The sequence below is a fragment of the Enterobacter ludwigii genome (assembly GCF_001750725.1).
In the GTDB taxonomy this organism is placed as follows: Bacteria; Pseudomonadota; Gammaproteobacteria; order Enterobacterales; family Enterobacteriaceae; genus Enterobacter; species Enterobacter ludwigii.
Genome location: NZ_CP017279.1, coordinates 2,177,704 through 2,190,152, shown reverse-complemented (window position 1 = coordinate 2,190,152; position 12,449 = coordinate 2,177,704). Strand labels below are relative to the sequence as shown.

Annotated in this window: 8 protein-coding genes; 3 read left to right on the top strand and 5 right to left on the bottom strand. The window is 55.2% G+C overall.

What is annotated here, in order from left to right:
* Nucleotides 1-181: 181 nt before the first annotated feature.
* Complete coding sequence (locus tag BH714_RS10340) at nt 182-1,489, bottom strand: serine hydrolase domain-containing protein (RefSeq protein WP_040019048.1); 1,308 nt, start codon at nt 1,487-1,489, stop codon at nt 182-184.
* A 95-nt stretch (nt 1,490-1,584) separates the two neighbouring features.
* Here BH714_RS10340 and BH714_RS10335 point away from each other — a divergent pair, with 95 nt between their 5' ends.
* Entirely contained in the window at nt 1,585-2,490 is a 906-nt protein-coding gene (locus BH714_RS10335) for a LysR family transcriptional regulator (protein ID WP_040017849.1), read from the top strand.
* Here the strand turns inward: BH714_RS10335 and fumA are convergent.
* Both fumA and BH714_RS10325 read right to left on the bottom strand, forming a co-directional pair.
* The gene (gene fumA / locus BH714_RS10330; protein WP_025203790.1) at nt 2,479-4,128 is read right to left on the bottom strand and encodes a class I fumarate hydratase FumA; all 1,650 of its coding nucleotides are present in this window, start codon (nt 4,126-4,128) and stop codon (nt 2,479-2,481) included. The genes BH714_RS10335 and fumA overlap by 12 nt on opposite strands.
* 55 nt (nt 4,129-4,183) lie before the next feature.
* Nucleotides 4,184-5,692 (bottom strand): anion permease, encoded by a 1,509-nt coding sequence (locus BH714_RS10325; protein ID WP_080765207.1) that lies wholly within the window; start codon nt 5,690-5,692, stop codon nt 4,184-4,186.
* Nucleotides 5,693-6,303: 611 nt separating this feature from the next.
* On the opposite strand from BH714_RS10325, the gene BH714_RS10320 reads away from it, so the two are divergent.
* Nucleotides 6,304-9,084 carry a flavocytochrome c gene (locus tag BH714_RS10320; RefSeq protein WP_040017846.1) on the top strand — a complete coding sequence of 927 codons (2,781 nt, stop codon included), beginning with the start codon at nt 6,304-6,306 and terminating at the stop codon, nt 9,082-9,084.
* A gap of 65 nt (nt 9,085-9,149) precedes the next feature.
* Complete coding sequence (locus BH714_RS10315) at nt 9,150-10,112, top strand: FAD:protein FMN transferase (RefSeq protein WP_040017845.1); 963 nt, start codon at nt 9,150-9,152, stop codon at nt 10,110-10,112.
* Here BH714_RS10315 and dcuR read toward each other — a convergent pair.
* Both dcuR and BH714_RS10305 read right to left on the bottom strand, forming a co-directional pair.
* On the bottom strand, nt 10,093-10,812 hold the full coding sequence (gene dcuR, locus BH714_RS10310) for a two-component system response regulator DcuR (protein WP_020883322.1): 720 nt from the start codon (nt 10,810-10,812) through the stop codon (nt 10,093-10,095). The genes BH714_RS10315 and dcuR overlap by 20 nt on opposite strands.
* Entirely contained in the window at nt 10,809-12,425 is a 1,617-nt protein-coding gene (locus BH714_RS10305) for a sensor histidine kinase (RefSeq protein ID WP_040017843.1), read from the bottom strand. Before BH714_RS10305 ends, dcuR begins: the two co-directional genes overlap by 4 nt.
* Nucleotides 12,426-12,449: the final 24 nt, after the last annotated feature.

Sequence of the window (12,449 nt, the reverse complement as noted above, 5' to 3'; positions counted from 1 at the left end):
AGCGCGTGGTCGATCTGGAGTGATTGTCGTAACAACAACTTAACAATTAATTGATTTTTTATTCACCAGTTTGGGTAAGTCACTGATATTGCCGTTTTGTGACATCGCGCAGACGCACCCTTGTTTGCAGCGAATACAAAAGCCAGGCGATGCCTGGCTGTTAACGATGACTTACCGCGACTTACCGCAACGCGTTGGCAATCGCACTGAACATCAGTGAGGCTTCCAGCGGCTGTGCGCTAAACGACGGTTCGGCCTGCGGCCAGGTGGACCACTGAACGATCACCAGATTTTCCGCCTGGTTTACCATGATCATCTGCCCAAAGATCCCCAGCGCCCAGAGCGAGCCTTTCAGCGACTCATTTGCCGCGGGCACCACCTTCGTGGCCGTGACGGGCACTTCGTTGTTCCACCACTGATAGCCGTACAAGCCGGTCGGGTGTGCGTCAGAGACAGAGCCATCAGCCTGCGTCCAGCGTGAGGCGTCTTTCACCCAGTTGTCGGGCAGGATCTGTTTGCCGTTCGGTAGTGTGCCGTTATGCAGGATAAATTCCCCGAAGCGTCCCCAGTCTTCCAACGTGGCGTTAAAGCCATGCGCGCCGACATCATGCTGACCTTTACGGTAGGCATGCCATACACCGTCGCTCGCCATGCCGTACGGCTGCCAGATGCTCTTCTCAAGATAGGCGGCCAGGGTCATGCCCGTTGCACGCTCAAGCACGTCACCCAACAGCCAGGCGCCACCGGAGGAGTAAGACCAGTGCTGGCCTGCCGGGTGTTCGCGTTTCAGCCCGGACACCAGTTTACGCACGCAGTCATAGGTGCCTGGTTTCGCTTCACACTCGGTGAGCTGCGCGAAATCGGAGGCGGGATTGGTGTAGTCTTCGTTCCATGCCACGCCGGAGGTGTGGGTGATCAGCTGTTTTAACGTCACGCCGTCCCAGGCGGTTCCTTTCAGGTCTGGCTCGTATTGCGTGACCAGGTCGTCGAGTGAGCGAATTTTTCCCTCTTTGAGAGCCACGCCAACCAGCGTTGAGACCACGGATTTCCCGACCGAACGGGAGGTCCAGAACGTCGTATCCGTATTGCCTTCGCCGAGATATTTCCACGCGATTTTGCCGTCTTTCAGTACCAGCATGCCGCTCACGTTCTGACGTTTCAGGTAGTCCTGCAGGTTATAGGTCTTGCCGTTGACCTGATAGCGGGCGTCAGTGAGCGGTTTCTCTGTGCTGAGCAGCGGCGTGGCGTTGCCGTGATGGAACACATCTCCCGCGTAGTTGCGGTAGTCATTTCGAAAGCCGACCACGCGATCCGCCTGGCTCCAGGTGAGCATCTTGTGCGTGTCAGGAAGCTGTTTGTCGAACGGAGCAGGGCAGGTGTCCAGGTCAGTACCGTCGCAGGCAGCCAGCGCGACAGGCGCAAACAGACCGCTGCACAGGCTAATTACAACGCCCGCCAGCAGCGTGCGGTTCAGTGAAGGATAATTCATCATTTTTCTCGCTGTGATTAGGAACGCCTTCAGTTTAAGAACCCGCGACTTATAATAAAAAACGCGTAATGGGGGAAATTCCCCCCGAAAACTGAATGGAGAGTGGCGTGTCGACGGTAATTTATTCCTTTGCCCAACTGGAAGCGTTTACCGCCGTGGTGGAATACGGTGGCCTGGCAAAAGCGGCGATGAAGCTCGGGAAAGATCGTACGACGCTGCGCGACCTGATTGATTTTCTCGAAGATGGATTAGGGTACAGGCTGTTTATGCGTGAAGGACGCACGCTGCGTCTGACCCCTGAGGGCGAGCAGCTGCAGCGGCAGGCGCACCTGCTGATGCGCCAGGTGAAAGCCTTTGAGGCATTTGCCAGCGCGGTACCGGAGCGTGCTACGCAGGACATCACGCTGGTTTACGATCCCTTTACCTCAAGGCCATTTTTGCAGGCGCTGATTGGCGAGATGGCGAAGCGACATTTACGTCTGAGCCTGGTCAGCGCCTCCCGGGATGAGGCTGAAGCGATGCTGGCCAGCGGGCAGGCGGATCTGGGCATTTGCCAGGCACGTAATCGCAGTGTGGGTAATGAAATGGAGTGGCGGGCGCTCGGGGCGATCGATATGGATTTCTACGCCTGCAACACGCTGTTCGCTGAAGCCACGCAGCCGCTGTCGCTGCTTGAGTTGTCGCTAGTGCCGCAGGTGATTATGCACGCCGCCTCGGATGAGCCGGTGGCGCGTCGTCTGCAGATTTCGGGGCACACCCTTTTCACCAATGAGCTGGAGATGTTGCGGGGCCTGCTGGAGCAGGGATGCGGCTGGGGATTCTTACCGACGCATTTCCAGCCGACCGGGTGGAAAAAGGTAAAAAGGCTGCACACCGAAGTGGGCAGCCAGGGGATAAGTCAGACGATGGTGACCATCTGGAAGCCGGGAAGCAACAAGCGAGAGAGGATCGCTGAAACGCTGTCGCTGTTACCGGCGTTGTGGAAAAACTCAGCGCTGTGAACACCCATTGCACTGCTGATTCTGGATCTGCTGGAAGAAGTCGTTACCTTTGTCATCCACCAGGATAAACGCCGGGAAGTTTTCCACTTCGATTTTCCAGATGGCTTCCATACCCAGCTCAGGATAGGCCACGCACTCCAGACGCTTGATGCTGTTTTGTGCCAGTACCGCCGCCGGGCCGCCGATGCTGCCGAGGTAGAAACCGCCGTGCTTATGACAGGCATCGGTCACCTGCTGGCTACGGTTGCCTTTCGCCAGCATGATCATGCTCGCACCGTGAGACTGCAGCAGGTCGACGTACGAATCCATCCGTCCAGCCGTGGTTGGGCCGAGAGAGCCTGATGCATAGCCTTCCGGAGTCTTGGCCGGGCCTGCGTAGTAGATTGGATGGTCTTTGACGTACTGCGGCAGTTCTTCACCGTTGTCGAGCAGCTCTTTCAGCTTCGCGTGGGCAATGTCGCGCGCCACGATGATGGTGCCGTTCAGCGACAGGCGGGTAGAAACCGGGTGCGCGGAAAGCTGGGCCAGGATCTCCTTCATCGGCTTATTCAGATTGATGCTGACCACGTCGCCTTCACCCTGTTGACGCAGGGATTCTGGAATATACTGGCCCGGATTGTGCTCCAGTTTTTCAATCCAGATACCGTCGCGGTTGATTTTGGCTTTGATGTTGCGGTCAGCGGAGCAGGAGACGCCCATGCCAATGGGGCAGGAGGCACCGTGGCGCGGCAGACGGATCACGCGAATATCATGGGCGAAGTATTTCCCGCCAAACTGTGCGCCCAGGCCGAGGTTCTGTGCTTCCTGAAGCAGTTCCTGTTCGAGCTGAACATCACGGAACGCCTGACCGTGTTCGTTGCCTTCGGTGGGCAGCGCGTCGTAATAGCGCGTTGAGGCGAGCTTAACGGTTTTCAGCGTCGCTTCAGCCGACGTTCCCCCAATCACGAAGGCAATATGGTAAGGCGGGCAGGCCGCGGTACCCAGGGTACGCATTTTCTCAACCAGGTAGTTTTTCAGCTTCGCCGGGGTAATCAGCGCTTTGGTTTCCTGATAGAGGTAGGTTTTATTCGCGGAACCGCCGCCTTTTGCCATGCACAGGAATTTATACTCGTCCCCGTCGACGCTGTAGAGATCGATCTGCGCAGGCAGGTTAGTGCCGGTATTGACCTCTTTATACATATCCAGCGCGGCATTCTGGGAATAACGCAGGTTATCTTCGATGTAGGTGTTATAGACACCCTGACTCAGCGCGGCTTCGTCACCGCCACCGGTCCAGACGCGCTGGCCTTTTTTACCCATGATGATCGCCGTGCCGGTATCCTGGCAGGTGGGCAGCACGCCTTTGGCCGCGATTTCAGAGTTGCGCAGGAACTGCAGGGCAACGTATTTATCATTTTCGCTGGCTTGTGGGTCGTTAAGAATCGCGGCAACCTGTTTCTGATGCGAAGGGCGCAGCATAAAGGCGGCGTCGTGGAAAGCCTGCTGTGCCAGCAGCGTCAGCGCTTCGGGTTCCACTTTCAGGATCTCCTGACCCTCAAATTCGGCAACAGAGACGTGTTCTTTGGTCAGCAGATAGTATTCGGTATCGTCGTGTGCGAGAGGGAAGGGGTTCTGGTAGTAAAACGGTTTGTTTGACATAGCGTATTGCTCCAAAAAAATAAAACCGCCGGAGGGGTAGTCCGGCGGTCAGGGATCAGAACATCATGGACATCCACGGATAACCAATCAGCAGCAGGGCCGCCAGGAAGATGGCACCAAAGATGGTGCCGAGGCGCCAGTAGTCTTTGGTTGGCAGGTAGCCGCTACCGTAGTAGATAGGGCTAGGGCCGGTACCGTAAGGGGTGATAATCCCCATGACACCCAGGGAGGTCACCATCAGCAGGACGAACACCTCCATATTCATGCCCGGAATGGTAGAGGCGATGGTCAGCATCGCTGGCAGCAGCGCTGTTGTGTGTGCGGTGGTGCTGGCAAACAGGTAGTGCAGCAGGTAGAACGCCAGCAGCAGTACGATGGTGGCAACACCCGGCGAGATACCGCTCATCAGCAGACCGCCTTCTTTACCCAGCCAGCTAATGAAGCCCGTGGAGGAGAGGCCATCCGCCAGTGCAACCAGGGTGGCGAACCAGACGAAGGTGTTCCAGGCGGCTTTATTCCCGGTGATATCGTTCCACTCCAGCACCCCGGTCCACAGCATCAGACCCACGATTAACAGTGCAGCCATTGCCGGTTCAATCCACGCGGCGGCGAAGATCCACATCAGCAGCGCACAGCAGACGAAAATCAGCAGCAGGATTTCGTTACGGGACAGTTTGCCCAGTTTTTCCAGTTCACGGGTCGCCCACAGTGGCACTTCGTTGTTCACTTTAACTTCAGGCGGGTAGAACCAGTAGGCCAGCAGCGGCATGGTCAGAATCAGCAGCACGCCCAGCGGCAGGAATGCGATAAACCAGGTGCCCCAGGAGATGTCGATCCCCACGGTGCTTTTCACCAGCGCCAGCGCCAGCAGGTTCGGCGCGAGGGCAGACAGGAACATTGAGCTGGTAATACAGGCCGCGGTGATCGCCACCCACATCAGGTAAGAACCAATTTTACGCGCGCTTGGATCGTTCGGTTTCGAACCATACAGCGGCGGCAGGTTAGCGATAATCGGATAGATGGTCCCGCCGCTACGCGCGGTGTTGGAAGGTGTAAACGGTGCCAGCAGCAGGTCCGCGAAGGTGATAGCGTAACCGAGCGTCAGGCTGCGACGACCCAGATATTTCACCAGAATCAGCGCCAGACGGCGGCCGAAGCGGGTTTTGTCATAGCCTGCGGCAAACATGAAGGCACCGAAAATCAGCCATACGGTAGAGTTACCAAAACCGCTCACGGCCCATTTAAAGGAGGCACCCGCCAGTTTGAATTTCGGGTCAGCCAATTGTTCCGGGCTGAACAACACCCACTGGCTGCAGAGCGCAATCGCCACGACGCCGGTCAGGCCAATGACCGCGCCTGGCAGCGGTTCGAAGATCAAACCGACAATCACGCCGACAAAGATAGCGAAGTAGTGCCACGCGTAAGGAGGAAGCCCTTCCGGGACCGGAACAAACAGTAACAGCACGGCAACGACAACGGGCAATGACATCATTAGCAGACGTTTTGCCTTTCCGTTGGATGCTTGACTCGCCACAGGGGGCGTTACAGCAGTTTTTGTATTCATAGTTTCGCGTCTTAAGTTGTCAGGAATTCGGTTATGCGCTGAAATATTCATTTGCTTTCTTTAGTTTGTTTTTATTTTATTTAGTTACTAAAGGTGCGCATTTGCTATTTCAGTAATAGCGATTTAACGCATTTTTGATGCGCTAAATTAAAAATTGATGATATTTATATATTGCGCCTTTGACTGTCTCGATGCTTGATCGTGATCAAAAAAATAGAATTGCGGGGGTGTTTTTGTTCAGTTGATAATAACCACTCTGGCGTATGTGGGTATTATTTATTTTGATATGGATTTTACTCAATGTTGTTAACATTTCAAATAGCCATTTTCATATAACTCTTTGTTTTTAATGGTTTGTCTTTGTCTCTTGGGATCGTGAAAAGTTCATTGATACGTTAACAGTGTTTAAAGGATTGTGAATAGAGTAATTAATATTGCTAACACCAATGTGTTATTAATGTTATTGAAGGGATTAAATAGTTTTTTAACTAACGTAATAGCTTTAGAAACTAAAAAAATCATTATATTAGTATTATGACATCGGAGTAAAAAATCGAAATAAAACTGAGCCCGATAACGAATTCTTAATTTTAAAGTTTGGAGTTTCTATTATGAGCACTAACGAACGTATTCTAAGCCCCTTCACATTACCGAATGGTACCGAACTGAAAAACCGTTTGTTAATGGCCCCTATGACGACCTGTACCGGTTATTACGACGGTACGGTGACCAGCGAGCTGGTTGAGTACTATCGTGCCCGCTCAGGCAGTATTGGTACCATTATTGTTGAGTGCTGCTTTGTTGACGATCTCGGTCTCGCCTTCCCGGGGGCGATTGGCATTGATAACGACGAGAAAATCGCCGGGCTGGCGAAGATCGCTGAGGCGATTAAGTCCAAAGGATCTAAAGCGCTGCTGCAGATCTACCACGGCGGCCGCATGGTTGATCCGAAACTGATAGGTGGCCGCACCCCGGTGGGGCCAAGTGCCGTTGCCGCGCCACGTGACGGCGCCGCCACGCCGGTTGCCCTGACGGGGGAAGAAGTCGAAGGGATGATCGGTAAGTTCGGTGAAGCAGTACGCCGTGCGATTCAGGCGGGTTTCGATGGCGTTGAAATCCATGGGGCCAACACCTATTTGATTCAGCAGTTCTACTCTCCAAACTCTAACCAGCGTGACGACGAGTGGGGTGGCAGCCGCGATAACCGCGCGAAATTCCCGCTGGCCGTGCTCGACATCACCCATAAAATGGTGCGCCAGTACGCCGATGACGCCTTTATCATCGGCTATCGCTTCTCCCCTGAAGAGCTGGAAGAGCCGGGCATCCGCTTTGAAGACACCATGTACCTGCTGGAAAAGCTGGCCGCGCGCGGTGTGGATTATCTGCACTTCTCCGTTGGCGCAACCCTGCGTCCTTCTATTGTCGACACGCAGGATCCGACCCCGCTTATCGAAAAATACCGCGCAATGCGTTCTGACACGCTGGCGCAGGTGCCGGTCATGGGCGTCGGTGGCGTGGTCAATGCCGCGGATGCGAACGAGGCGCTGGAACATGGCTACGATCTTATCGCCGTAGGCCGCGCCACCATCGCCTATCCGGACTGGACAGACCGCATCGCGGCGGGAGAAACGCTGGAACTGTTTATGGACAGCACCCGACGCGAAGCGCTAAGCATCCCTGGGCCGCTGTGGCGTTTCTCGCTGGTGGAGGCGATGATCCGCGATATGAGCATGGGTGAATCGAAATTTAAACCGGGCATGTTTATTGAGAATGTTCGGGACGATAGCAACGAACTGGTGATTAACGTCAGCCTGGAGACCGACCGCATCGCCGACATTGAACTGGCTTCTGGCCCGACCCAGGACGTTGAGTTTGTCACCAGCTTCGAAGAGATCCGCACCCGTATTCTGGATGCAAACACCCCGCACGTGGATGCCATTACCGGTGCAACCAGCCAGAGTGAAGCGGTCAAAAAAGCGGTGTCCAAAGCCATGCTGAAATCCAGCAAAGCGCTGGCAGCCGAAGAGGGTGTCGACCCGAACGAGACCCGAAGCGTTGACGTTGTGGTGGTCGGTAGCGGTGGCGCGGGTCTGGCCGCAGCAATCCAGGCGCATGACGAAGGCGCAAGCGTGCTGATTGTTGAGAAAATGCCCTCCATCGGCGGTAACACCATTAAAGCGTCTGCGGGGATGAACGCCGCGGAAACACGCTTCCAGCGGGTGAAAGGAATTCAGGACAGCAAAGAGCTGTTCTATCAGGAAAGCCTGAAAGGCGGTAAAAACAAGAACAACCCGGAACTGTTGCGCCGCTTTGTTGAAAATGCCCCGCAGGCGATCGAGTGGCTGGCGACCCGCGGCATTATGCTCAACGACATCACCACCACCGGCGGGATGAGCATCGACCGTACTCACCGTCCAAAAGACGGTTCTGCGGTGGGCGGCTATCTGATTAGCGGCCTGGTGCGTAACGTCAACAAACGCAACATCGAGGTCATGCTCGATACGTCGGTCAGCGACATTCTCTTCGAGAACGGCGAAGTCACCGGCGTACGTCTGACCACGGAAGAAAACGAAACCCTTACCGTAGCAACCAAAAGCGTCATTGTGGCTACCGGTGGTTTCAGCGCCAATAGCCAGATGGTGGTGAAGTACCGTCCTGACCTGGAAGGTTTCGTGACCACCAACCACAAAGGGGCGACAGGGGGCGGTATCGCGCTGCTGGAGCGTATTGGCGCCGGTACGGTCGATATGGGTGAAATCCAGATCCACCCAACCGTTGAGCAGAAAACCTCGTACCTGATTTCCGAATCCATCCGCGGTGGCGGGGCGATTCTGGTGAACCAGCAGGGGAACCGTTTCTTCAACGAGATGGAAACCCGCGATAAAGTCTCTGCACAGATTATCGCCCTGCCGGAGAAATACGCTTACATCGTCTTTGATGAGCATGTCCGCGCCAAAAACAAAGCGGCAGATGAGTACATCGCCAAAGGGTTTGTCACCAGCGCCAGCTCACCTAAAGCGCTGGCTGAAGCCCTGGGTATGGATTACCACGCTTTCCTGGCGACCCTGGAGCGTTACAACGGCTTTGTTGAAAAACAGCACGATGACGATTTTGGCCGTACGACCGCGCTGCGTGCGCCAATCAACGAAGGGCCATTCTATGCCATTCAGATTGCGCCGGGCGTGCACCACACCATGGGCGGTGTGACCATTAACACCGAAACCTGCGTACTGGACAGCAACCACAACGTGCTGCCAGGGGCATTTGCGGCCGGTGAAGTGGTCGGTGGTATCCACGGTGGTAACCGCATCGGGGGTAACGCGGTGGCAGATATCATTATTTTTGGTACGCTTGCCGGACATCAGGCGGCGATGCGCGCGAAAAGGGCGTAAGTCAGCCGTAAGGGTATGCCGGATACGCGCCGTGTATCCGGCATTTCAACCAGGGAGCTTGCACCATGTCTTCTGACCACCGCGTCTACAGTTACTCCGCCGTTCTGATGGGATCGCCCATTCTCCTGAAGCTTTTCTCTCATGATGAAGCCCTCGCTTCTCGCGTTTTTAGACTGATTAAACAGTATGAAGACCTGCTGACCGTCAACCGTGCCAGCTCGCAGGTGATGGATATCAACCATGCTGCCGGTCAGCATCCTGTCACCGTCAGTCGCCCGGTTTTTGAGCTTATCCGCTGTGCGAAAGCGGCAAGCCAGCTCAAGGACAGCGCATTTAACCTGGCCATCGGCCCGCTGGTGAAACGCTGGAAAATCGGTTTTCGGGGAGATAGCGTTCCGCCTGCCGATGAAATCGCGTCGTTGCTCGCCATTACCCATCCTGAGGATGTGGTCCTTGATGAGGCCAGCAGCAGCGTGTTCCTGACCCGGGCGGGCATGGAGATTGATCTGGGGGCCATCGCCAAAGGCTATATCGCCGACAGAGTGCGCGATTACCTGCGTAAAGAGGGCGCTCAACTGGGGCTTATTAATCTTGGCGGTAATATCCAGACGCTGGGTTCACCTGAAGGGGGCTGGAGCGTGGGGCTCAAAAAACCGTTCGCCGGGGAGGCGCTGATCGGTACGATGACCGTAGAGAACATGTCGGTGGTGACATCGGGTACCTACGAACGCTTTTTTGAGCAAAATGGCAGGCGTTATCACCACATACTTGACCCGCGTACCGGCTATCCGCTGGATAACGAACTGGACAGCGTCACCATCATTTCGAAAAACTCCATTGACGGTGATATCTGGACCACGCTGATGTACGGCATGGGCGTCAGTAAAGGCTGTTCAGCGCTGCGTGCACGACCCGACATTGAAGCAATCTTCGTGACCAAAACAAAAGAAGTGGTGCTCTCTTCAGCGCACCACTTCCATTTTACCTTGCTGGATAACAGCTACCGCGTTACTGACAGTACTGCTTGAGCAGTGCCGTCTGTTCGGGCTGCAGGCGATAGCGATACACTGGCCGGCCGGTGGCACCGTAATGAATGCTGGTGAACAGAATGTTGATTTGCGCCAGCCAGATCAGGTATTTGCGACAGGACACGCGCGAGATATTAACCGCGTTTGCCAGATCATCGGTGGAAAACTCCGTCTCCGGGTGCGCATCAATCCACTGACAAATCGTACGCAGCGTTTGCGGCGTTAACCCTTTCGGCAGTTTTTTACTGTCCGCCAGTTCCGGCGCACCGCCGTGGATCAATCTGTCGACGTCGGCCTGCTCATAGTACTGATGCGATCCCATCAGGCTGTGCTTTGCCTTCCAGCCGTTCAGCGCCTCTTCAAAACGCGGGAACTGGAACGGTTTAATCAGATAATCCACCACACCGTAATGGATGGAGGTCTGGATGGTGGCGGCATCGGCGGCGGAGGAGATCATAATGACATCGATCGGCCGGCCTGAGGCACGGATGACGGGAAGGAGATCCAGCCCGTTATCCTGCTGCATATAGACATCCAGCAGCACCAGATCGACAGGCTGGCCGGGGTCGTTAATGATGGCCCTGGCCTGGTTGAGCGTGGAGGCGACGCCGCAGCAGCTAAAGCCTTCAACACGGTTGACATACAGACGGTTGAGGTCGGCCACCATGGCGTCATCATCGACAATTAACACATTTATCACGCGATATTCCTCTCGCTATCCCAGGGGATGTGAACAAAAAATTGGGTAAATACACCAGGCTCAGACTCGACGGTAATGTCTCCGCCCAGGTTCTGGATCTGCTGACGAGCAAGGAACAGCCCAACGCCGCGATTTTCGCCTTTGGTTGAGAAGCCCTTTGTAAAAACAGCCTCGAGCTGAGCCGGATCAATACCGGGGCCATCGTCGCTGACTTCGCAACTGAGCCAGCCATTCTGATAATGTAGCAGCAGGCCAATTTCGCCTTCCTGCTGTCCTTCCATCGCGTCGAGCGCGTTTTCAATGAGGTTACCCAGCACGGTAATCAGCACCGCAACCTGCTCTTCGTTGGCGGTATCCGGTATCTGGCACTCATCGGCCAGCGTCAGGGCGATCCCTGCTTCCTTAGCCCGGTTGATTTTACCCAGCAGGAACCCGGCTATCACCGGAGATTTAACTTTGCTCTGAATGGTACCAATATCGGTCTGATAATTATGCGCCGTCTGGATGATGTACTCTTCAAGTTTGTCGTAGCGCTTCATATGCAGCAGACCGAGGATCACGTGCAGTTTGTTCATAAACTCGTGCGTATGGGAGCGCAGGGCATCGACATAATTGACCATGCCATCGATGCGCTGCATCAGCTGGCTGATTTCCGTTTTATCGCGAAAAGTGGTGATGGCACCAATAACCCGCTCCTGGCTTTTAACAGGCACCATGTTGCACAGCAAGAGTCGCCCGTTGCAGCTGATCTCCTGATCCTTGCGCGCAATGCCGCTCTTCGAGACTTCCCGCAGGCTTGCCAGCAGGGGAGCACTGACATTTTCGGTCTGTTTGCCGGAAGGCAGAAGCAATATTTCTCTGGCGGTGTGGTTAATCATCGTCACCCGCCCCTGAATATCCACGGCCAGTACCCCTTCGCGAAGCGACTGCAGCATCGCCTGCCGCTGTTCGAACAGCGCCGAGATCTCATACGGCTCAAGGCCGAACAGGATACGTTTGAGCACGCGAACCAGACCCCAGATGGCCAGCGAGCTCATCAATATACTGAATAATATGGTCCAGACGGCGTTAAGCCGCCCGCGGGCAATCTGATCTTCCACTTTTTTAAGGGAGATACCGACCACCACTACGCCGATCTGCTCGTGCTGGCTATCAAAGACGGGAGTGAAGACGCGAAGCGCTTCCGCGAGGGCACCCCGGTTAACGGCGACATGCTCCTTTCCTTCCAGCGCGGGCGTCAGGTCATCGCCGATAAAGTGCAGACCTAGCAGGGCTTCGTTCGGGTGCGAGTAACGAATACCGCGCATGTCGGTGACGACGGTGAAGAGCAGGTCGTTGCGCCTGGTGACCGCCTGGGCGATGGGCTGAATAATATCCGCCTGGGGAGCCTGCATCAGACCGCGTTGAATTTCGGGACTGTCGGCCAGCGTTCGCGCGATCCCAAGGGCCGTATCCTTAACATCATCGCGGGTGGCACGGGTGATTTGGACGGAATAGAGCGCAAATACCAACAGCAGCACAGAACCGATAATCGCGCACACCATTAACGTGACCAGGGTGTTCAGTTTCATGGGGCGCTTGCGCGTCAGGGGGAAGGGCTGCAAATCGCTCATCAAAACTCCGCGATGATTAAGAAA

Bases quoted from the DNA above. Each gene is read 5' to 3' on its own strand.
- BH714_RS10340 (WP_040019048.1), bottom strand. From the start codon at position 1,489: ATGAATTATCCTTCACTGAACCGCACGCTGCTGGCGGGCGTTGTAATT.
- BH714_RS10335 (WP_040017849.1), top strand. From the start codon at position 1,585: ATGGAGAGTGGCGTGTCGACGGTAATTTATTCCTTTGCCCAACTGGAA.
- fumA (WP_025203790.1), bottom strand. From the start codon at position 4,128: ATGTCAAACAAACCGTTTTACTACCAGAACCCCTTCCCTCTCGCACAC.
- BH714_RS10325 (WP_080765207.1), bottom strand. From the start codon at position 5,692: ATGAATACAAAAACTGCTGTAACGCCCCCTGTGGCGAGTCAAGCATCC.
- BH714_RS10320 (WP_040017846.1), top strand. From the start codon at position 6,304: ATGAGCACTAACGAACGTATTCTAAGCCCCTTCACATTACCGAATGGT.
- BH714_RS10315 (WP_040017845.1), top strand. From the start codon at position 9,150: ATGTCTTCTGACCACCGCGTCTACAGTTACTCCGCCGTTCTGATGGGA.
- BH714_RS10305 (WP_040017843.1), bottom strand. From the start codon at position 12,425: ATGAGCGATTTGCAGCCCTTCCCCCTGACGCGCAAGCGCCCCATGAAA.